At 54.2% G+C, this 18746-nt stretch carries 18 protein-coding genes and 2 pseudogenes; 13 read left to right on the top strand and 7 right to left on the bottom strand.

Annotated features, from left to right (window positions below):
- Window positions 1–90: 90 nt before the first annotated feature.
- The 4 genes from ppa to GHO03_RS10550 all read left to right on the top strand — a co-directional run bounded on the left by ppa (window position 91) and on the right by GHO03_RS10550 (window position 3924).
- On the top strand, window positions 91–618 hold the full coding sequence (ppa, locus tag GHO03_RS10535) for an inorganic diphosphatase (RefSeq protein ID WP_016779241.1): 528 nt from the start codon (window positions 91–93) through the stop codon (window positions 616–618).
- A 207-nt stretch (window positions 619–825) separates the two neighbouring features.
- The gene (locus GHO03_RS10540) at window positions 826–1560 is read left to right on the top strand and encodes an XRE family transcriptional regulator (protein ID WP_095019059.1); all 735 of its coding nucleotides are present in this window, start codon (window positions 826–828) and stop codon (window positions 1558–1560) included.
- 384 nt (window positions 1561–1944) lie between these two features.
- Complete coding sequence (locus GHO03_RS10545) at window positions 1945–3153, top strand: integrase arm-type DNA-binding domain-containing protein (protein ID WP_153399783.1); 1209 nt, start codon at window positions 1945–1947, stop codon at window positions 3151–3153.
- A gap of 75 nt (window positions 3154–3228) precedes the next feature.
- A complete protein-coding gene (locus GHO03_RS10550) occupies window positions 3229–3924 on the top strand; it encodes a hypothetical protein (protein ID WP_153399785.1) in 696 nt (231 codons plus the stop codon).
- 116 nt (window positions 3925–4040) lie between these two features.
- Here the strand turns inward: GHO03_RS10550 and GHO03_RS10555 are convergent, their stop codons facing one another.
- Both GHO03_RS10555 and GHO03_RS10560 read right to left on the bottom strand, forming a co-directional pair.
- A complete protein-coding gene (locus GHO03_RS10555; RefSeq protein ID WP_153399787.1) occupies window positions 4041–5474 on the bottom strand; it encodes a YfjI family protein in 1434 nt (477 codons plus the stop codon).
- Entirely contained in the window at window positions 5471–5785 is a 315-nt protein-coding gene (locus GHO03_RS10560; RefSeq protein ID WP_306108790.1) for an AlpA family transcriptional regulator, read from the bottom strand. Before GHO03_RS10560 ends, GHO03_RS10555 begins: the two co-directional genes overlap by 4 nt.
- A gap of 295 nt (window positions 5786–6080) precedes the next feature.
- Here GHO03_RS10560 and GHO03_RS10565 point away from each other — a divergent pair, with 295 nt between their 5' ends.
- The 3 genes from GHO03_RS10565 (at window position 6081) to radC (ending at window position 8039) form a co-directional block, all read left to right on the top strand.
- On the top strand, window positions 6081–6410 hold the full coding sequence (locus tag GHO03_RS10565; protein ID WP_153399789.1) for a hypothetical protein: 330 nt from the start codon (window positions 6081–6083) through the stop codon (window positions 6408–6410).
- A gap of 77 nt (window positions 6411–6487) precedes the next feature.
- A complete protein-coding gene (locus GHO03_RS10570) occupies window positions 6488–7456 on the top strand; it encodes a DUF932 domain-containing protein (RefSeq protein ID WP_153399791.1) in 969 nt (322 codons plus the stop codon).
- 85 nt (window positions 7457–7541) lie between these two features.
- The gene (radC, locus tag GHO03_RS10575; RefSeq protein WP_153399793.1) at window positions 7542–8039 is read left to right on the top strand and encodes a DNA repair protein RadC; all 498 of its coding nucleotides are present in this window, start codon (window positions 7542–7544) and stop codon (window positions 8037–8039) included.
- 147 nt (window positions 8040–8186) lie between these two features.
- Here radC and GHO03_RS10580 read toward each other — a convergent pair whose 3' ends face one another.
- Window positions 8187–8843: an inovirus Gp2 family protein gene (locus tag GHO03_RS10580; RefSeq protein ID WP_153399795.1), complete on the bottom strand. Its 657-nt coding sequence runs from the start codon at window positions 8841–8843 to the stop codon at window positions 8187–8189.
- Window positions 8844–9618: 775 nt separating this feature from the next.
- Here GHO03_RS10580 and GHO03_RS25135 point away from each other — a divergent pair.
- Window positions 9619–9936, top strand: a complete 318-nt coding sequence (locus GHO03_RS25135; RefSeq protein ID WP_178110301.1) for a hypothetical protein — start codon at window positions 9619–9621, stop codon at window positions 9934–9936.
- A gap of 54 nt (window positions 9937–9990) precedes the next feature.
- Here the strand turns inward: GHO03_RS25135 and GHO03_RS10590 are convergent.
- Both GHO03_RS10590 and GHO03_RS10595 read right to left on the bottom strand, forming a co-directional pair.
- Window positions 9991–10262 (bottom strand): annotated as a pseudogene (locus tag GHO03_RS10590) (transposase domain-containing protein); the annotation flags it as partial.
- Window positions 10247–10699, bottom strand: a complete 453-nt coding sequence (locus tag GHO03_RS10595) for a helix-turn-helix domain-containing protein (protein ID WP_153399797.1) — start codon at window positions 10697–10699, stop codon at window positions 10247–10249. The pseudogene GHO03_RS10590 and the gene GHO03_RS10595, both read right to left, overlap by 16 nt.
- A gap of 314 nt (window positions 10700–11013) precedes the next feature.
- Here GHO03_RS10595 and GHO03_RS10600 point away from each other — a divergent pair, with 314 nt between their 5' ends.
- Window positions 11014–12081, top strand: a complete 1068-nt coding sequence (locus GHO03_RS10600; RefSeq protein ID WP_153399799.1) for a site-specific DNA-methyltransferase — start codon at window positions 11014–11016, stop codon at window positions 12079–12081.
- 3 nt (window positions 12082–12084) lie between these two features.
- On the opposite strand, the gene GHO03_RS10605 is transcribed toward GHO03_RS10600, so the two are convergent.
- Both GHO03_RS10605 and GHO03_RS10610 read right to left on the bottom strand, forming a co-directional pair.
- Window positions 12085–12762, bottom strand: a complete 678-nt coding sequence (locus GHO03_RS10605) for a BglII/BstYI family type II restriction endonuclease (protein ID WP_153399801.1) — start codon at window positions 12760–12762, stop codon at window positions 12085–12087.
- Window positions 12763–13207: 445 nt separating this feature from the next.
- A complete protein-coding gene (locus GHO03_RS10610; protein WP_095019060.1) occupies window positions 13208–14290 on the bottom strand; it encodes a YhcG family protein in 1083 nt (360 codons plus the stop codon).
- Window positions 14291–14780: 490 nt separating this feature from the next.
- On the opposite strand from GHO03_RS10610, the gene GHO03_RS10615 reads away from it, so the two are divergent.
- The 4 genes and pseudogenes from GHO03_RS10615 to GHO03_RS10630 all read left to right on the top strand — a co-directional run.
- Window positions 14781–15023 (top strand): exodeoxyribonuclease VII small subunit, encoded by a 243-nt coding sequence (locus GHO03_RS10615; RefSeq protein WP_019824297.1) that lies wholly within the window; start codon window positions 14781–14783, stop codon window positions 15021–15023.
- On the top strand, window positions 15020–15907 hold the full coding sequence (gene ispA, locus GHO03_RS10620) for a (2E,6E)-farnesyl diphosphate synthase (protein WP_095023465.1): 888 nt from the start codon (window positions 15020–15022) through the stop codon (window positions 15905–15907). Before GHO03_RS10615 ends, ispA begins: the two co-directional genes overlap by 4 nt.
- 132 nt (window positions 15908–16039) lie before the next feature.
- A complete protein-coding gene (gene dxs / locus GHO03_RS10625) occupies window positions 16040–17938 on the top strand; it encodes a 1-deoxy-D-xylulose-5-phosphate synthase (protein WP_094999460.1) in 1899 nt (632 codons plus the stop codon).
- Window positions 17939–18125: 187 nt separating this feature from the next.
- Window positions 18126–18668: pseudogene (locus GHO03_RS10630) on the top strand (TonB-dependent receptor); the annotation flags it as partial.
- Window positions 18669–18746 lie beyond the last annotated feature (78 nt).

Consider the following 18746-nt stretch of genomic DNA (forward strand, 5'->3'; position numbering starts at 1 on the left):
TGACGTCCTTATAGGAATACGCCTATAATCGCCGCCACTTTTTGGCCAAATCGGCCAAACAAACTGGCCTACTAACGGGGGCACCGCCCAATGAGCTACAGCAAGATTCCGGCTGGCAAAGACCTGCCGAATGACATCTACGTCGCTATCGAGATTCCGGCTAACCACGCGCCGATCAAATATGAAATCGACAAAGACAGCGATTGCCTGTTCGTTGACCGCTTCATGGCCACCCCGATGTTCTACCCGGCCAACTACGGTTTTATCCCTAACACCCTGGCTGACGACGGTGATCCGCTGGACGTGCTGGTGGTTACCCCTTACCCGGTAGCTCCAGGCTCGGTTATCCGTGCTCGCCCGGTTGGCATCCTGCACATGACTGACGACGGCGGCGGCGATGCCAAAGTGGTTGCAGTGCCTCACGACAAGCTGTCCCAGCTGTACGTTGACGTGAAAGAGTACACCGACCTGCCACCCCTGCTGATCCAGCAGATCCAGCACTTCTTCGAGAACTACAAAGATCTCGAAAAAGGCAAATGGGTGAAGATCGAAGGTTGGGGCGATGCTGAAGCTGCCCGTGCCGAAATCACCAAATCGGTTGCGGCCTACAAAGGCTAAGCAAGCGGTTAAAAAAAACCTCGGCTCGCCGGGGTTTTTTTATGCCTGCATAAACGCAATAAAACAGCCTGTTTACGGCGCGCAAAATGCCCAGTCAATGCCAGTAGGAAATATCGCTGCAAGTCTAGGAATTTTCTGGTTTTACCGTTTTTTTTTGAACGCTTAGTTTATTTAAACAGGCTTGGCTTGCCCGTAGACTCTGTGTTCATGAATACATCCGGTGATCGCCTGAAAGCCCTCCTGCGGGAGTGCCATTTAACCGCTTCGGACTTCGCAGCCAATCGCCGCGTTACGCCGCAGCACGTCAACAACTGGTTCAAACGGGGCATTCCGATGGCTCGCCTGGACGAAATCGCCGAACTGCTGTGCGTCAACAGCCGCTGGCTACGTACCGGCGAGGGCGTCAAGCATCCGGGCCTTGTCAGCAGCAACGATGAAAAATCGCCTGCCCAGACCGGACAGCCCAAACCGGCTAATGCCTGCGATATTGACGCGCCCTTCTACAACGAAACCTTGCACCCCGACGGATCAGGCAAAACCCATGTGGTGAAAATTCCTGATTGCACCGTGCGGCTCAGTTGCTCGACCCTGCAGGCCCTGGATGTCAGCCCCGACCAGGCCATTTGCGCACCCATGATTGGCAACAGCATGGCGCACAGGATCCAGGATGGTTCCACAGTCGCCATCGACCGCAGCCTGACCCAAATCGTCGACGGTGAAATCTACGCGCTCGAGCAGGATGGCATGCTGCGCATCAAATACCTCTACCGCCTGCCCAACAACGGCCTGCGCATCCGCAGCCACAACTGCCTGGAGTATCCGGACGAAGTCTTTGACGCAACAGAAGTCCATGCGCAGCAGATACGGATACTGGGCTGGGTATTCTGGTGGTCCACGCTTAGCCAGCGACGCCCGCCAGTGCCTTACAAACTGGACGAATAACCTTAGGTCTGGGAAAAGTACTCAAACCCCAGTATGATTCGTCGCACTTGTGCACTCCCCCTCGCGGCACGCGAGCCGGAATGCAGGGCCAGGCAGCAAAAAGCCGCTACGCCCCACACCCAGCCACAACGCGCTGGATGTCCCGATTGAAGGCGAGTACGGCTTACCAAAAATAAGCCAAACCCGCCCCCGAGAAGCCGGCCACAAGCCGGCTTTTTAATTGCCCGAAATAATCCTATCCCATCCGAGAATTCTCCTGATAGCCTAGCTATATCGGGCGTTTTAGGCATTCCCTTGTCCGATGGTGTTCAACGCCATTTGACCTCATCCGACGATGAAGTGGGGGGACAAGTGGGGGGACAAAAGGGACCACAGGGGAAACCAATGGGTAAGCTGAATCCGAAACAAGTCGAAAACCTTACCGAACCCGGTACCTATGAGGATGGCGATGGGCTTCGCTTGGTGGTCAAGCCAACCGGGCGAAAATCCTGGCTACTTCGCTTTCAACTTGCAGGGCGTCGCAGGGAGATGGGCTTGGGCTCATACCCTGAAGTCAGCCTCAAGAAAGCCAGACTTGAAGCCGGCGTCAAACGCGGCCAATTGAGCGACGGTATCGATCCTCTATCCGCTCGCGACACCGAACGTGCTGCCCAGCGCGAAGCTCAGCGAAACAGCGAGGCGAAACAGCTGAAGTTTGAGACACTCGCGAAAGACTACTGCGAAGCACACGGAGGAACCTGGTCAGAGAAGTGGCGTAAAGGCTGGCTGCGCAAGCTTGAGCTGTATGCGTTTAACCATATTGGAAAACTTTCAGCCGAGGAAGTTGGTACTCCCCAGGTGCTCAAGGTGCTGCAACCGATCTGGGCCACCAAAACCAGAACTGCCGACGAGGTACGCGGGCAAATTGAACAGGTTCTGGACGCCGCCAAGGCACGTAACCTTCGAGAGGGCGAAAACCCCGCTCGCTGGCGCGGACACTTGGACAACCTTCTGAGTCGTGCAGAAAAGAAGAAGGCTCGAAAACGCGAGCACTTTGAAGCGTTGCGCTGGCAAGATGTACCAACCCTGATGACCAAACTCAAAGAAGACAACACACCAGCGTCCTTTGCCACTCAACTGCTGATCATGACCAGCGCACGCGCCCACATGGTGAGGTTTGCACGTTGGGATGAGTTTGATTTGGAAGCTGGCACTTGGTCTCTGCCTGATGAGCGGATGAAGATGCGGGTTGCCTTCGTAATCCCTCTCGCTGACGAAGTCGTAAAGCTAGTACAGAGCATTCCGCGAGCAGAGGGAAGCCCTTTTCTTTTCCCAGGCCAGGGCAAGACAGGGGTCATGCACGCAAACGCCATACGAACGCTCCTACATGGCATGGGATACGAACACATCACTCGACACGGCTTTCGATCCTCATTTCGAGACTGGGCGGGTGAATGTACTCACTACCCACGTGAGGTTTGTGAAATGGCGCTGGCGCATGACGAGCGCGACCAGACTGAAGGGGCGTACTCTCGTTCGGACTTTCTCGATAAAAGGCGCTTACTCATGAATGACTGGAGTAGATTTGTAACAACCCACCCAACCGCAGCCTAAAAATTACTTCAATCTAGCACTTGCTGACTGATACCTCAGACCAACCACCAGTAACGTATAAATGGACAGTAGCCCATGCAAGAAGACTCATCAAATAATGACCTGGACGAAGACGTATTCCAAAACACAGTGTCCGCAGTCATTGAAAATAAAAAAATAGAAGCTTCAATGGACAGCCTGACACGCATACTTGACGATCACATGTTCAGTGTGCACGGGGAAGAAAACAGCCAAGGGATTATAGACACGTATCTAGAAGCACTCCTTAACGGAAATATAGCTAAAAACACAATAACAAAATTAGCCACAGACATAATACTCAGCAAAGATCTAGCCACAAAAAAAGACAACTCATTACAGCTAGCTATTATCTATACAGCACTAAGCCAATACTTCCTAAATAAAAATTTAGAAAGTAAAGCCTGGACGGCTTTATCAGAAGCCAAATACTTTCTAGCCTACCTTTTCGGGCTTACCGACCCGGTAAATCATAAAAGAACTGAGCGCGCCCAAAAGGGCGGCCGTAAAAAAGCACAAAACGCACTAGACTTTGAGCAACTAGTTATAACACTACTGAATAAAAAAAGACCAAGAAGAGGCTGGCGAAACGCTTACGATGCCGCAAACGACATCGCAAGCGAACTATCAATACAAGCTAACGAAAACAACATCCCCATCCCGAACGACATAAAAGAACTGGTATCTAAAGTGATCAACCTGATACGGGAACACGACGAAGTCATCAAGGCTTTTGATTCACCAGAGAGTTGAATCCCCCCCCTATAATCCGTAGCGCCGTAATAATCAACACGGCGCGTAGCCAAGCACAGTGAAAAATTTAATACCCACCGAACAAATCAAATCAAATCAAATCAAATCAAATCAAATCAAATCAAATCAATATACGCAACCCCTTTATGCCTAACAATATCAATCAACCTTCTTTCCTTAAGCACATCTAAAGCACGTTCCAGACGAAGCTTATTTCTTAACTTGCCAGGCCCATACTGAAGGATTTTATTCTTCCTGATCTCGCCATATCTCTTACCGAAATAACTACATAGCCACTTCAACAAATCATCCGCATCAATATTTTCTTGTGGTGGAGGAACAAATATCTCAAAGAATTGATCTGAATACCAGCAGCATAAATCAACTGCAAAATCTAGGACCCCACACGAAATCCCCCCCTGTCCACCGTCAAAAAAGTGCAACAACGCCGCAACCCTAGCGATATTGTCGGCTAGTTTTGAAGCATGATCCGCGACGCCCTCAAACCTGCCACCTTCAACAATACCTGTTTCTATCTCATTAAATACATCCCGCCATCTTTCTTCGGCCTCCTGAGAAAAATGCACAGTTAATCTCTCTTTTTTCGGAGAGTCTAACAATGCCCGATTCAGAATAAGCAATTCGCCAATACGCGCAGAAAAATCATTACATCTCTCCCACGACAACGTGTCATCACCTATTGTCCTAGTACCTTGCGTCGATTCAGGATGGCAAACTAAAAACCTAGCCAACAACCCTGACCCACGACTTTTTTCGCCACGACGCTCCATATACTCTTTAAATGCTGACGCTTGCAGCATAACGGATACAGTTAAGCGAGAATCTGTAACCTGATAACTTTCAACAGAAACGCGATCAACTGTTATAGAGTCGCCACTCCACAATGAGTTCTGCTTAGAAAGATCATTCAGTGCTCCACCATTAAGAATTCCGGCACCTTCGCTAGATATTAACCCCGCAGACGGGAGATTACTGTACAGGCCAAAGAACAGAGCCTCTGATGTCGCATCATCATAAACCATCTTGTACTGCCTTGGCCCCAAAGGCTTTGACTTCTCATGCGCACTAAAAAGCAACTCTTCCTCGCTGGAGTTAATACCTTTATCTGTATTCTTGTTTATCTTCTTTAAGATAACTTTTCTTTTTTCCCTCCAAATTTCTAGCTGAACATTCCACTCGACAACAGCTTCTTGGTATCTTTTATACTCCAAGCGCTGAAATTCACGAATTGGACCTAAAAAAACATTTTCCGCAGTCGACTTTCGCTCGCCCGACCCAGCTATTGTCAACAACATTAAGGATGTCGGGACACACTGGCCAGTTGGTTTGCAAACATCTATTAGCCCCTGACACACCAGTGAAATAGCCGTCAACGCACCTGAGAATATTAGCGCCCTCGGGGCTTGGACATTTTTTTCCGCCTCATTAACTGCAGCTGCTAGCAGGGCACAAGGAACAAAGCGCGGAAAGCGTGCCCCTACCCTCGGGAGACTCTCATGAAGCTTCACTGCACTCAGGACGATACTCACTGCTGCACCTCATCAGTCCCTTGACTGCCGCTGTAGCATCCCGCTGATTTCCCGCTCTCAGGCACAACTCTGCCTGAAGCGCTTCCCCATCCAGCAGTAATCCTTGATTTAATCCAGGCATCAATCTCAGCCTCAATCCAACCTATCGCAGCGATGCCCAGCTTGATCGGCTTGGGGAAAGTACTGTCATACCTTGGCGACTTCGGATTCATCCGATCGTAAATTGTGGACCTACCCAGTCCAACTCGTTCCTGTACATGCTTCAACCTCAGCACCCTAGAAACACAGCTTGTCATGCCCGTTACGCTCATCGTTTTTGCCTCAAGTTCCTAATCGATGAGTGAATCTATAACGACACCTATGGGTTATTTGGCCATCTGCTTAATGTAATTTCTTACTCAAGCACCCCCCTTGACACGAGCCAAATAAATCGATCTAAAAATCACGTCATGCCTTCAGGACAAGCCTCGCAAGCTGAGCTATTACTGCTATTACTGCTATTTCGTAGCAGCAATAGCAGCTATAGCCGATCCACGAAGGATCACATTAAAAGAAAATTCAGTCCTACATCACCGCTATGACATCCACCTCATGGAGCTCAGAACCATGTCATTGCAGTGCCCTTTGTGTAACTCCCCCAAGATCGCATCTTTACAAACGGCCATGAAGATTGGTGCAGCTGTTGGAACCGTCGGCGGAGCCGCTCGTGGTGCGAGCGCCGCTCTGGCAGCAGGCCAGGTGGGCGCCTCTGTCGGCGCTATTGCCGGCCCTCTTGGCATCACGCTCGGCACAGTTTCTGGTGCCATCCTCGGCGGGCTCGCTGGAGGTGCAGGCGGCTGCGCCCTCGGTGCTCAGCTTGGCGAAAAACTCGATCGTCATGTGTTCGCCAACAACCTCTGCCTCGCCTGCAATCATCGCTTCAACCTACCAACCTAATCCTCTTACAACGTTCTTCGGCCAGTGCTGCGCGACCGCAGCATTTATGCCGGCACGCACCCAAAGGAATCACTCCCATGGCTCATCTCGTCGAACAAATGGCCTACGTTGGCGCTACCCCTTGGCATGGTCTGGGTAACCGGCTGACGCAAAAGCAACCGCTCGAAGTCTGGCAGCGGGAAGCCGGCATGAACTGGCAGATTCAGGAAAGTCCAGTTCACTTCAAGGCCGACACTGTCGGCAACTTAGGCACGATCCACTCCTTTCCGGAACAGAAGGTGCTATACCGCTCCGACACCAAGTCCCCCTTGTCGGTAGTTTCCAACCGCTACCAGGTTGTGCAGCCTCGTGAGGTGCTGGAGTTCTACCGGGATCTGACTGAGGTCTCCGGCTACGAGTTGGAAACAGCTGGAATACTCAAAGGTGGTCGCAAGTTCTGGGCTCTGGCCAGGACAGGGCAGACAACCGCGCTGGAGGGTAATGATCAGGTGAATGGCTATCTTCTACTGGCAACCTCCTGCGACGGAACCTTGGCCACCACCGCCACCCCGACCACAGTGCGCGAGGTCTGCAACAATACCCTGACCATCTCCCTGAACGGCGCTACCCGCGCGATCAAGGTGCCGCACAACACTCGCTTTGATCCTCAGGCCGTTAAAAAGCAGCTCGGTATCGCCGTCTCCCAGTGGGACGAGTTTATGTACCGCATGCGCGCACTGGCAGAACGCAAGGTGCAGTGGCATGAGGCGATGGGGTTCTTTATGAATGTGTTGTGTGATGTCAGCGCGAACAGTACGTTGCCGGAAGTGCTGCCGAATGAGCGAGCACTGCGCAAGGTTCAAAGCCTGTACGAAGGCGAAGGTCGCGGCGCCACGCTGGAATCTGCTCAAGGAACTGCGTGGGGCTTGCTCAATGCTGTGACCGAATATGTCGATCACGAGCGTCGTGCACGCAGTACTGAATACCGTATGGACTCTGCGTGGTTTGGGGCCGGCGCAGCCCTCAAAGAGCGCGCACTGAACGCAGCGCTGCAGCTCGTCGCCTAGCCCCACTTACTCACCTACTCAACTATTAAAGCGCCTGGTCAGCTCCTGCTGGCCGGGCATTTTTTATGCTGCACAGGAGTAACTCATGAAATATCACAAGCTCATAGCCGGTGAAACGATCGGTACCTATGTCATGGAGTCATCAATCACTGAGGCCGACATCCTGCAGTTGGCGCAACAGCTTGCGATGAGTCGTCTGTCTAAAGGCCAGACACTGACCGAGCCTCGGCACGTATTCAGCCACCTTCAAACACTACTGCAATACCATGAGCACGAAGTCTTTGCGTTGCTGTTGCTCGATACTAAGCACCGGGTTATCGGTTTCCGCGAGCTGTTTAGAGGCACCCTAGATGGCGCCAGCGTATATCCAAGAGAAGTGGTGAAAATCGCCCTGGAGCACAATGCTGCAGCCGTGATCCTGGTTCACAACCATCCCTCCGGTGACCCCGAACCAAGTCAAGCCGATCGTGCGCTGACCACCACCCTGAAGAATGCCCTAAACATGGTTGGTACCCGGACATTGGATCATGTCGTCGTGGGCATTGAAGGATGCGTGTCGCTTGCCGAACGGGGTTACCTGTAACCTATAAAGGCTGGTTTAGTCACTCCGGCCGACAGACTCACCCTGGTCAATGCCGAAGCGGTCATTGACACGGCAAGCTCTCATTTCATTCGCATTTATGTTTGTCATACTTCCTTACCCATCGACTGATCAATAGCAACTCGTTACTCAGCTCCGACTGCATTCAAATCCATGCTGACCATCTCCATATGCTTTAGTAGCGGCCTTGCAGAGGTAGCTCGCCCTGAAGAAAAGCTCTTGCTGCCCCCGCTCATCATCTCTGTGCAGATTGTAGGTAGGGTTATCTGGTATATGTACCAAGCCATTGCACTCATCGAGTGAAAGCCTCAGAGCGCTGGCCCAGGCTTCTACAAGGCGATTAAATATGTTATCCCTGCCTGGCTCGAACTTACCGAGCTTATGGAATGCATCTCGATTGAGCAAAATGAGAAAGTGGTAGTGGGGCTTACCAAAAGCCCCTACTTCCCTCGCCCAAACATACCGCACCTTAGAATCATGGATGTACCTCCCTGATGATCCTGCCTTTAATCGATTGTGCTTTATCTTCGCTTTAAAGGACTCCAGGAAGCGATCTATCACCTCATTCGTATACAGATAGTCAGGCAGATCTATAGCAGCGGGGAAGCGTAGATCAAACCTGAAAGCAAAAACACGTGAGTATTCATCGAGCGCTCTACAAACAGTCAAATCTAGACGCCTTAGGTAGCTTCGTACGAAAGGACCTTTATTCACCTGAATAGGTTGACCACGGTAATGATCCTCATGACAGAGCGTGAGATTAGAATTTCTTGGGTGACGTTTCATGACCGATACTCCGATATGCTAAATACATATCGGAGCTAGCTTCAGTAATTTTTTACAACAATGACAATACTAAGCCGGCGTATCTCTATCGAGATAGACCATGCATGACTACCATGGTTACGAACCAAGCAGTCAGATGCATCACTCAAATAAAACGATATCGCTTAAATCAGCTAACAGACAACAATCAATTAACAGTGAGCCGTACACTGCAACAGGCAATGACCTACCCTGCCGTCCATATAGTGGAAATACATTATGTAAATTACACAGTTAGGCCTGATCATTAACCCATATAGTGTATATAAGCATATTACTAATACCGAGAACTTACCCACCCCACCCGCAGCCACTATCCAATCAAAAATAATCAGTACGGCGCCAAATTACAACCTGCCTCAACTCCGGAAAAAACACCTTTATCAGAGTGACGTCCGACTATGTTTCCTTTGATTTTTTTTCGCACCCAGCTAAAAAGTTGTACATAAACTGCAACCCACCGATGCTAGCAATTACAATTTCAGCCGAAACTGTCACGCCCTCTCACAAACCTACCAGGACCTGGGCTTAGTGATGCTCTTTGGATCCATGCTGACGCCATCGCTGCGCTCAACAATCGTTGAAAGCCTTGGCTGACAAAATTCGCCAGCTGGCCAATACCTCAGATTTTCGGTGCATGCTTCATGACCGTCGATACGCCTCCAATCGACGACCACCCATGCTTTGGCCGCTGGATGCCAGGTATAATCCCGTAGAATCCGAGCCTCAAAACCTTATGAAACTTCTCAACACCTACGACGACCATGACGAAGCCAAAGAGGCTGCCGAGAAGCTGACCGGCGACAAGCGTCTGGCCAGCGAACGCGATGCCACTGTAGTCATCTACAACCTGTTTGGAATCCCCAGCTGGGGCAACTTCCATCGCCTGAGCATGTATAACCTGGGTGAGCTGAAGATCCTGCTGGAGCGCCGCACGAACTGGCAGGCTACCGATCACGCTCGGCATGCCGAAATTATTTCCACGCTAAAGACCGTAGCGAAGAACTACGCAATCGAAGTGCCAACACACTGGCTGCAGGAGCACACGAATTAATCGCATACCCAGTGCAACCTGAGTGTAAGCGTCTGCTCAACACACCTTGCGTGGTTAAACGGGCGCCCACTTGTGCGCCAGCAGTTCGGTAATCTCACTCGCCCGCTGCGTTGGTAGCCGAGTCAACACGCCCTTCAAATAAGCATACGGATCATGCCCGTTGAGCCGCGCCGACTGGATCAAACCATGATTGCCGCCGCACGCTTGTCGCTGCGCAGCGATCCTGCAAATAACCAGTTCGAGCGCCCAAGTGCCCACGACCGGATTTGATTCTCGCACCAGTTGTTGTCGAAAGCGGCCCCGTCAATCACTAAGTATTGTGCCAATGACGCCCGACGGTAGATGTCGACAACCCCAGCATTCTGGCTACCTCAGCCTGTGTCCGCTCCTCTCCCTTAAGTGCTTGGATCGCACGTCTCGTCTCGGCGGCTTCTGTCACCCGTGGATGGGGAATTTTCTTGGGCTCAGAGATGATATTGGCATCCAGTAGAGCTACGGCCTCCAACTCATCCTGAGCATTTTGCAGAATCTCACGCGCGGACTGTTGGCCATGTGCTGCGTAAACGAGTGCAAGGAACGAGATAGGATGAAGCTGCATGGCTTCAGCCAATTCCTGGCTCATTTCCAACGACACTGACCTCTTGGCCGCTTCTAGCCTACTCACATGTGATTGATCCATCGCGCTTGCTATGTCCTGCTGGGAGAGACCCTGGTGGGTTCTCACGAATTGCAATACTGCTGCGAAAGCTTTGCGAAGCGACATTTTTGGGCCTTCCTGTAAAACGGAGCGGTATGCCGTGTTTGCATTATCCCTCACAAATGCTTATAGTCATTCTTGCGGGACATCAGGGAGTCGACCTCTTGGTGCTGAGCCAAGCAGGGCGCAAAGTAACCCACCTGGCACAGTCGCACAAAAAGTCACCTGATCGCGATCTGAAGGCCTGCTGCACACTTTCCGATAGATGAAAGGTGTTGAGGATTGCTCAGGTGGCCGAGCCGGTACCCAAACAGGTAAAATGCTGGAGATAATCAGATGAGTAGTCTGACCAAAAAATCTGCAACGAGAGGCTACCCATTATGCTAGACCAAATTGTCAATGGCGACTGCCTTAAGCTTTTGCGCTCACTTCCCGATGAATCCGTTGATCTCGTTGTGTCCTCACCGCCCTACAACATCGGCAAAGAATACGAGGCAAAGCGAGAGCTTGAGCACTACCTAGACGATCAGCGTGCCGTGCTGAAGGAGTGCCACCGTGTCCTCAAACCGACGGGCTCAATCTTTTGGCAGGTCGGATCCTTCTCGCACAAAGGCACGCTCGTACCGCTGGACGTGAAGTTCTTCCCTATCCTCGAAGACCTCGGCATGCTGCCGCGCAACCGCATCATGTGGGTACGCCAGCATGGCCTGCACGCGACCAAAAAGTTCTCCGCCAGGCATGAGTCCATTCTGTGGTTCACCAAGGGCGAAGACTTCTTCTTCGACCTCAACGCCGTGCGGGTACCGCAAAAGTGGCAGAATAAAAAGTCCCACCGGGGTGACAACAAGGGCGAGCTATCCTGTAACCCCGAGGGCAAGAACCCTGGCGATGTGTGGGTTTTCCAGAATGTGAAGCACAACCACGAGGAACAGACAATACATCCTGCTCAGTTCCCTGAGGGGATGATCGCGCGGATTGTCCTCGCAACGACATCGAAGGGCGGCGTGGTACTCGACCCGTACATGGGGACAGGGACGACGGCGGTGGTCGCCCGCGACCACGATCGTCGCTATCTCGGCGCCGAACTGGACAAGAGCTACCACGCAGTAGCGCTACGCCGACTGAGTGGTCTGCCGGACGAGCAGGGATATTTCCCGAACCTCAAGACGCTGCGTGCCTACGTTACCCGTACCGGAGAGCCCATCGAGAACTTCCGCTTCGACGTCCAAGTCGGCAAGGTTGCCTCCGACGGCAGCAAGGCGAAAATTTATCCGGAGGAACATCACGCAGAGCAACTGACGGAGCGACTGCAGTACGAAGCGGATGCCTTCGAGGCCAAGATCGCAGGTAAGCCCATCCCCGAAGCAAAGGATCTCAACGGGAAATCGACCAAGCGACTGCGCGAGGTACTGCCGCTAGAACCGATGCCGCTGTTCGACGGGCAATAGACCTCACAGATCGCCGATCGTCACCTCGGGGTCAATCTTGCAGCGACCCGCACGCCCCGCGGTGATGACGAACTGACGCGACTCCCGTGAGTCGACAGTCCGGGAGTAGCGTGCCTCCGAGTATTCAGTCCAAGTCGCTTGGACACGCCCCACACTCTCGAAAAGGCCGACCAGTCTGATCGGTACAGTGAATACGCCGTGCTGCGCAAGGGCCGTGAGTTGGTTGATCGCTTGCTCGTAATAGAGCGTGCTGTTCGACGATGGAAACATACCAGACTTCGTCACGATGATTACCAAGCCGGTTGGTGCACCATGGAACACCGTCTGCGCCCTGAAGAATAGTTCGGATCGAAGGGTGTTGTTTAGGAGGAACGGATAGTTCGAGAACTGTACCTCAACGACTGCGCCATCCTTGCCGAAGTCAACGTCCGTCCCCAGGAACTTGAAATCTTGCGGGATGATGATCTTCTGTTGCCAGCCCATCGGAGCAAGTCTGTCGGCGATATCCTGATTCGTTCCGACAGGATCGAAGATTGCGCGCCCTTGGATATTGGCTTGATCCGAAGCCTTGAGGTGCAAGGGAGTGGCCGTCAATACCTGTGCCAGCTCTGACCATTGCTGCTGATAAACGCCGGCAATTTGTTCCGCCGCACCATTGAAATCCTGATATCTAATTTGCATCCTGCCCTCACACCACATTGAAAAATTTCTCAATGGTAGTCGAAGGACCTTAGCGGGACTAGAAAGAGCAGCGGAAATTTTCCGATAGTTAAAAGATGAGTCATTTCGATGGAGCGTCTTCCCTTGCCACGTCATAACCTTCGACAGACACGATTAAACGATCAGAGGCCAGTGCGACGTTGATGAGAGCCTCATGCCGTGCCAGCGCGTGCCCCACACCCTGTACGCTATGCTGTCGGCTCTTCGCGCCGTCGAACATCAGTCACCTTTACTGGCGAGTATTCCTACCTAAAATACAGGTGCCCGGCTTCACTACGCCGCTACAAACAAATCCTACGCCTCATCAATATGGGGGGACAAATGGGGGGACAAAATATAACGCCCCAATATTCTCCCGTAAAACAGGCTCACAACCAGATAAAAACGCCGCCCACAAGCCGGCTTTTTAATGCCTGAAATAATCCTCGTTCACTCGACACTCCTCGATAGCGACGCCATCACCCGCCAGTTCGCGTTCGATCTGTTCGATGCTGGGCAAACTGGTCTGCAACTCTGCTGGCAGTGACTCTACCAACTGGTACTCGGCCACGCCGATGGGCCGGGTGTTATCGCGCAAGGCGTACTCGGCCACCACCTTGTTCTTGCTGGAGCACAGCAACAGGCCGATGGTGGGGCTGTCCTGGGGATCCTTGACCTGCCCATCCACGGCGGCCAGATAAAAACCCAACTGCCCAAGGTGCTCCGGTTTGAATTTACCGGCCTTGAGTTCAACCACTACATAGCAGCGCAGCTTGAGGTGGTAAAACAGCAGATCGATGAAAAACTCGTCACCTCCCACATTCAAAAGCACTTGTTTGCCGACGAAGGCAAAACCTGCGCCCAGCTCCAGCAAAAAGTCGGTGACATGCCTGACCAAAGCAGTTTCTATCTCTCGTTCATGCGCATCAGCGCCAAGGCCAAGAAAGTCGAAACGGTAAGGATCTTTCAACGATTCACGGGCCAAATCGGACTGGGGTTTGGGCAAGAAGTTTTCAAAATTGCTCACGGCCTTGCCACTGCGCTCCAGTAAACGACCCTCGATCTGCATGACCAGCGTATTTCGCGACCAGTTGTGTTCGATGGCCTTGGCCGCATACCAGCGGCGGGTTTCTGGGCCGGGGAGTTTGTCCAGCAGCACCAGATTGTGCCCCCAAGGCAATTGTGCAACAGCCTGCTGCACAATTGCCGTATCAGGCCATGCCTGGGCAAAGGCACGCATATATTTGAGGTTGCGTGGCGAGAAACCTTTCATGTGCGGGAAGGCTGCGCGCAGATCCAGCGCCAGACGTTCAATCACTTTCGTGCCCCAACCTTGCTGTGTCTGGCGGGTCAAAATGTCGTGACCGATTTGCCAGTACAGCAGCACCAGCTCGCGGTTCACCGCCAACGTGGCGCGCTGCTGGGCGCCATGAATGCGGCCTTTAAGATCGCTCAACCAGTCACTGTAGCCCTCGGGCTGCGCACTCAAACCAACAGGAGTTTCACTCATGGCTTTTTCTCTCGTGACCACGCCAGCGTGCTCGAAACATCTGCAGTGCACAGATCCAATCGCTGGCAGGGCACACAACATAAGCCTTTAAATTCGGTCTTTTCGTACGACACTTCGCTTTCATTCTCGTGAAACTTCCGAGAAAAATCCCGTTCGCTTGCGCCTGCCAAATTCGGGAAATAGTCTCGGGCCATCGCTGCAAAATCAGCGGTCGGGTTTAGTCGCCCGATCTGTAATCCGGCGCAAGGCAACACCTCCGCAAGGTGCTTTTTACCGCCTGTGTTTTATGGTGGCCGTGCCCAGGGCGCCCTTGTGGCGCGCCGGGTTCCGGATGCACCGGTCGACTAACCTGCGTACGGCTGCCACCCACTCGTTTAGTAGCGACAAGTGAAAACCCCCTCACCTGGATACATGGGCGCCCTGTCGATTTGCCCCAAAACCCGCCGTCTGCTAGTGTCAGCCGGTTTTAACGCCTACCGAGAATGCCGCCATGGCCCGCAAAAAAGCTTCCCCGGATTTCGAACAGTCACTCGCTGACCTGCAAACACTGGTCGAGCGTCTGGAAAATGGCGAGCTGTCGCTGGAAGATTCCCTGACCGCCTTCGAACAAGGCATCCGCCTGACCCGTGATTGCCAGGGCGCACTGGCCCAGGCCGAGCAGAAAGTACAGATCCTGCTTGAGCGTGACGGTGAGCTGGCACAAGAGCCTTTTGATGCGGAACAGTCCGAATGATTGATGCTTACCAGATCAGCAGCCAGGCCCGTGTCAATGCGGCGCTTGAAAGCCTGTTTGTCGCTCCGGCTCCCGAGCTGGCCCGTCTTTATGAGGCCATGCGCTACAGCGTCATGAATGGCGGCAAACGGGTTCGCCCGCTGCTGGCCTATGCCGCCTGCGAAGCCCTCGGCAGTACACCTGAGCAAGCCAATGGCGCGGCCTGTGCCGTGGAGTTGATCCACGCCTATTCGCTGGTGCATGACGACTTGCCCGCAATGGACGATGACGATCTGCGTCGCGGCCAGCCAACCACCCACAAAGCGTTCGACGAAGCCTGCGCCATTCTGGCGGGCGACGGCCTGCAAAGCCTGGCGTTCAGCGCTTTGCTCGACCCGCGCCTGAGCAACCTGAACGCCGACACCCGTTTGCGCATGGTCACGGCCCTGGCTTTTGCTGCAGGTCCGGCGGGCATGGTCGGCGGGCAAGCGATCGACCTCGGTTCGGTGGGGCTCAAGCTCGACCAGGCCGCGCTGGAATACATGCACCGGCACAAGACCGGCGCCCTGATCGAAGCCAGCGTGCAACTGGGCGCCCTGGCCAGCGGTCATGCAAACGAAGACAACCTGCACGCACTGAGCGTTTATGCACGGGCCATTGGCCTGGCGTTTCAGGTTCAGGACGACATTCTGGATGTTGAAAGCGATACCGCAACTCTGGGTAAACGCCAGGGGGCCGACATAGCACGGGACAAACCGACCTACCCCGCCCTGATGGGGCTGGAGCAGGCCAAAGGCTACGCGCTTGAGCTGCGCGACCAGGCGCTCAACGCCCTGCGACATTTTGATGCAGCCGCCGAACCGCTGCGTGAACTGGCACGTTATATCGTTGAGCGACGCCACTAAAGGGCGCTCCTCGGTAACGTTTTCTGACAGCTCTAATGCCAAGGTCTTACGAACGAATGCCAGACTGCGTGGGCAGCTTACGTTCCATAAGGTAAACTGCCGCCTCTTCTTATACCTATAACGATTCGCCTGATGCCAACGACGTTTCAAGAGATTCCCCGCAACCGTCCGACTACGCCCCTGCTTGACCGGGCAGGCACGCCTGCGGGCCTGCGCCGCCTGGCAGAAGCCGAGCTGGAAACCCTGGCCGATGAGTTGCGCCTGGAATTGCTCTATACCGTCGGCCAGACGGGCGGGCATTTCGGTGCCGGCCTGGGTGTCATTGAGCTGACCATCGCGTTGCACTACGTGTTCGACACCCCGGACGACCGGCTGGTGTGGGACGTGGGCCATCAGGCGTATCCGCATAAAATCCTCACCGGCCGTCGCGAGCAGATGGCAACGTTACGTCAGAAAGACGGCATTGCCGCTTTCCCGCGTCGTGCCGAGAGCGAGTACGACACCTTTGGTGTCGGCCACTCCAGCACCTCGATCAGCGCAGCGCTGGGCATGGCCATTGCCGCCCGCCTGCAAAAAAGCGAGCGCAAGGCGATTGCCGTGATCGGTGACGGCGCATTGACTGCGGGCATGGCGTTTGAGGCGTTGAACCACGCGCCCGAAGTCGACGCCAACATGCTGGTGATCCTCAACGACAACGACATGTCGATCTCGCGCAATGTTGGTGGTTTGTCCAACTACCTGGCCAAGATCCTGTCGAGCCGCACCTATGCAAGCATGCGCGAAGGCAGCAAAAAGGTGCTCTCGCGTCTGCCTGGTGCGTGGGAAATTGCGCGGCGCACAGAAGAATATGCCAAGGGCATGCTGGTACCCGGCACCCTGTTCGAAGAGTTGGGCTGGAACTATATCGGCCCGATCGATGGCCACGACCTGCCGACCTTGATCGCGACGCTGCGCAATATGCGCGACCTCAAAGGGCCGCAGTTTCTGCATATCGTCACCAAAAAAGGCAAGGGCTTCGCTCCGGCCGAAGCGGACCCGATCGGCTATCACGCCATCACCAAGCTCGAACCGCTCAATGCTCCGAAAGCTGCACCGAAGGCACCCAGCGGGCCCAAGTACTCCGCCGTGTTTGGCGAGTGGCTGTGCGACATGGCCGCTGCCGATGAGCGCCTGGTGGGCATCACCCCGGCCATGAAAGAAGGCTCGGATCTGATTGCGTTCAGCGAGCGGTATCCAAAGCGCTATTTCGACGTGGCGATTGCAGAGCAACATGCCGTGACCTTTGCTGCCGGCATGGCCTGCGAAGGCTCCAAGCCGGTAGTGGCAATTTACTCGACGTTCCTGCAGCGCGGTTACGACCAGCTGGTGCATGACGTCGCGGTGCAGAATCTTGACGTGCTGTTCGCCATCGACCGTGCCGGCCTGGTGGGCGAAGACGGCCCGACCCACGCAGGCAGCTTCGATCTGTCGTTCCTGCGCTGCATCCCGGGCATGCTTATCATGACCCCGAGCGATGAGAACGAACTGCGCAAAATGCTCACCACCGGCCACCTGTACAACGGCCCGGCGGCAGTGCGTTACCCTCGCGGCACAGGCCCGAACGCAGTGATCGAAAAAAACCTCGAGCCGCTGGAAATCGGCAAGGGCGTGATTCGTCGCCAGGGTTCGAAAGTCGCCATGCTGGTATTCGGCGTGCAACTGGCAGAAGCCCTGCAAGTGGCAGAAAAAATCGACGCCACCGTGGTCGACATGCGCTTCGTCAAGCCGATGGATGAAGAGCTGGTTCGCGAAATGGCTGCCAGCCATGAGCTGCTGGTGACCATCGAAGAGAACGCTGTCATGGGCGGCGCAGGCGCCGGCGTCAGCGAGTTCCTGGCCCGTGAAAACGTGCTCAAGTCTGTGCTGCACCTGGGCTTGCCGGATATTTACGTCGAACATGCCAAACCGAGCCAGATGCTGGCCGAATGCGGCCTGGATGCGGCAGGTATCGAAGCCTCGGTACGTCAGCGCATGGAACTCCTGGGGCTCTGAGCCACTTGGTCTGCGCGATTTCGTAGCAGCTGCCGCAGGCTGCGTTCGATTGCGAAGCGATCGTAAATCCGCCCCCCTCGGTGATACTGATACACCGCGAGGCATGGTTTACGGTGGCTACGCCACCGAACGCAGCCTCGTTCCTACGGCAGCTGCTACGGTCCGCCCAACACCCTGTTGAGACACCATGAAACGCCTTCGTCTTGCCCTGATCCTCGGTTTTATCCCCGCCTGCCCTTTGCTTGCAGAGCCGCTGGAGCGCGAAGATGCGCTCAAACTCCCGCAGATCCTGATCACCGGCAATCGCCAGGTCGAGGCTCGCTCGGACAGCACAAGCGCCAACAGCGTGTTCACCCGTGACGATATCGACCGCCTGCAACCCACCAGCCTGACCGACTTGCTCGGCCGGGTACCCGGTGTACAAGTGGCCCGCAGCGGTGGACGCGGCGGTTTGCCGGGGATTTACATTCGCGGCACCAAGTCGGCGCAAAGCCTGGTGCTGGTCGACGGCCAGCGCATGGCCAATGCCACTTCGGCCGACAGCAATCTGCAGTACCTGAATATCGATCAGATCGAGCGGGTTGAAGTGCTGCGCGGCTCGCGCTCGGTGATCTACGGCAGCGATGCGATTGGCGGTGTGATCCAGATTTTCACCCGACGCGGTGCCGATCAAGCCCCGCAGCTTCGCCTGCATAGTGCAGTGGGCAGTTATGGCAGCTCGCAAAACAGCCGTAACTGATCCATAAACCTCACCTATCCAAACAGGCGGCGTCTGAGGTGGGGAGGAATCAAATCATGCTGGCGCGGA

Origin of the sequence: Pseudomonas sp. FSL R10-1339, from assembly GCF_009600545.1 — a bacterium.
GTDB classification, from domain to species: Bacteria; Pseudomonadota; Gammaproteobacteria; order Pseudomonadales; family Pseudomonadaceae; genus Aquipseudomonas; species Aquipseudomonas bubulae.

Excerpts from the sequence above, each read along its gene's own strand:
- GHO03_RS10600 (WP_153399799.1), top strand. The coding sequence starts at position 11,014 with ATGCTAGACCAAATTGTCAATGGCGACTGCCTTAAGCTTTTGCGCTCA.
- GHO03_RS10540 (WP_095019059.1), top strand. The coding sequence starts at position 826 with ATGAATACATCCGGTGATCGCCTGAAAGCCCTCCTGCGGGAGTGCCAT.
- radC (WP_153399793.1), top strand. The coding sequence starts at position 7,542 with ATGAAATATCACAAGCTCATAGCCGGTGAAACGATCGGTACCTATGTC.
- GHO03_RS10545 (WP_153399783.1), top strand. The coding sequence starts at position 1,945 with ATGGGTAAGCTGAATCCGAAACAAGTCGAAAACCTTACCGAACCCGGT.
- GHO03_RS10560 (WP_306108790.1), bottom strand. The coding sequence starts at position 5,785 with ATGAGCGTAACGGGCATGACAAGCTGTGTTTCTAGGGTGCTGAGGTTG.
- ispA (WP_095023465.1), top strand. The coding sequence starts at position 15,020 with ATGATTGATGCTTACCAGATCAGCAGCCAGGCCCGTGTCAATGCGGCG.
- dxs (WP_094999460.1), top strand. The coding sequence starts at position 16,040 with ATGCCAACGACGTTTCAAGAGATTCCCCGCAACCGTCCGACTACGCCC.
- GHO03_RS10570 (WP_153399791.1), top strand. The coding sequence starts at position 6,488 with ATGGCTCATCTCGTCGAACAAATGGCCTACGTTGGCGCTACCCCTTGG.
- GHO03_RS10605 (WP_153399801.1), bottom strand. The coding sequence starts at position 12,762 with ATGCAAATTAGATATCAGGATTTCAATGGTGCGGCGGAACAAATTGCC.
- GHO03_RS25135 (WP_178110301.1), top strand. The coding sequence starts at position 9,619 with ATGAAACTTCTCAACACCTACGACGACCATGACGAAGCCAAAGAGGCT.
- GHO03_RS10610 (WP_095019060.1), bottom strand. The coding sequence starts at position 14,290 with ATGAGTGAAACTCCTGTTGGTTTGAGTGCGCAGCCCGAGGGCTACAGT.
- GHO03_RS10615 (WP_019824297.1), top strand. The coding sequence starts at position 14,781 with ATGGCCCGCAAAAAAGCTTCCCCGGATTTCGAACAGTCACTCGCTGAC.
- GHO03_RS10550 (WP_153399785.1), top strand. The coding sequence starts at position 3,229 with ATGCAAGAAGACTCATCAAATAATGACCTGGACGAAGACGTATTCCAA.
- ppa (WP_016779241.1), top strand. The coding sequence starts at position 91 with ATGAGCTACAGCAAGATTCCGGCTGGCAAAGACCTGCCGAATGACATC.
- GHO03_RS10595 (WP_153399797.1), bottom strand. The coding sequence starts at position 10,699 with ATGTCGCTTCGCAAAGCTTTCGCAGCAGTATTGCAATTCGTGAGAACC.
- GHO03_RS10580 (WP_153399795.1), bottom strand. The coding sequence starts at position 8,843 with ATGAAACGTCACCCAAGAAATTCTAATCTCACGCTCTGTCATGAGGAT.
- GHO03_RS10565 (WP_153399789.1), top strand. The coding sequence starts at position 6,081 with ATGTCATTGCAGTGCCCTTTGTGTAACTCCCCCAAGATCGCATCTTTA.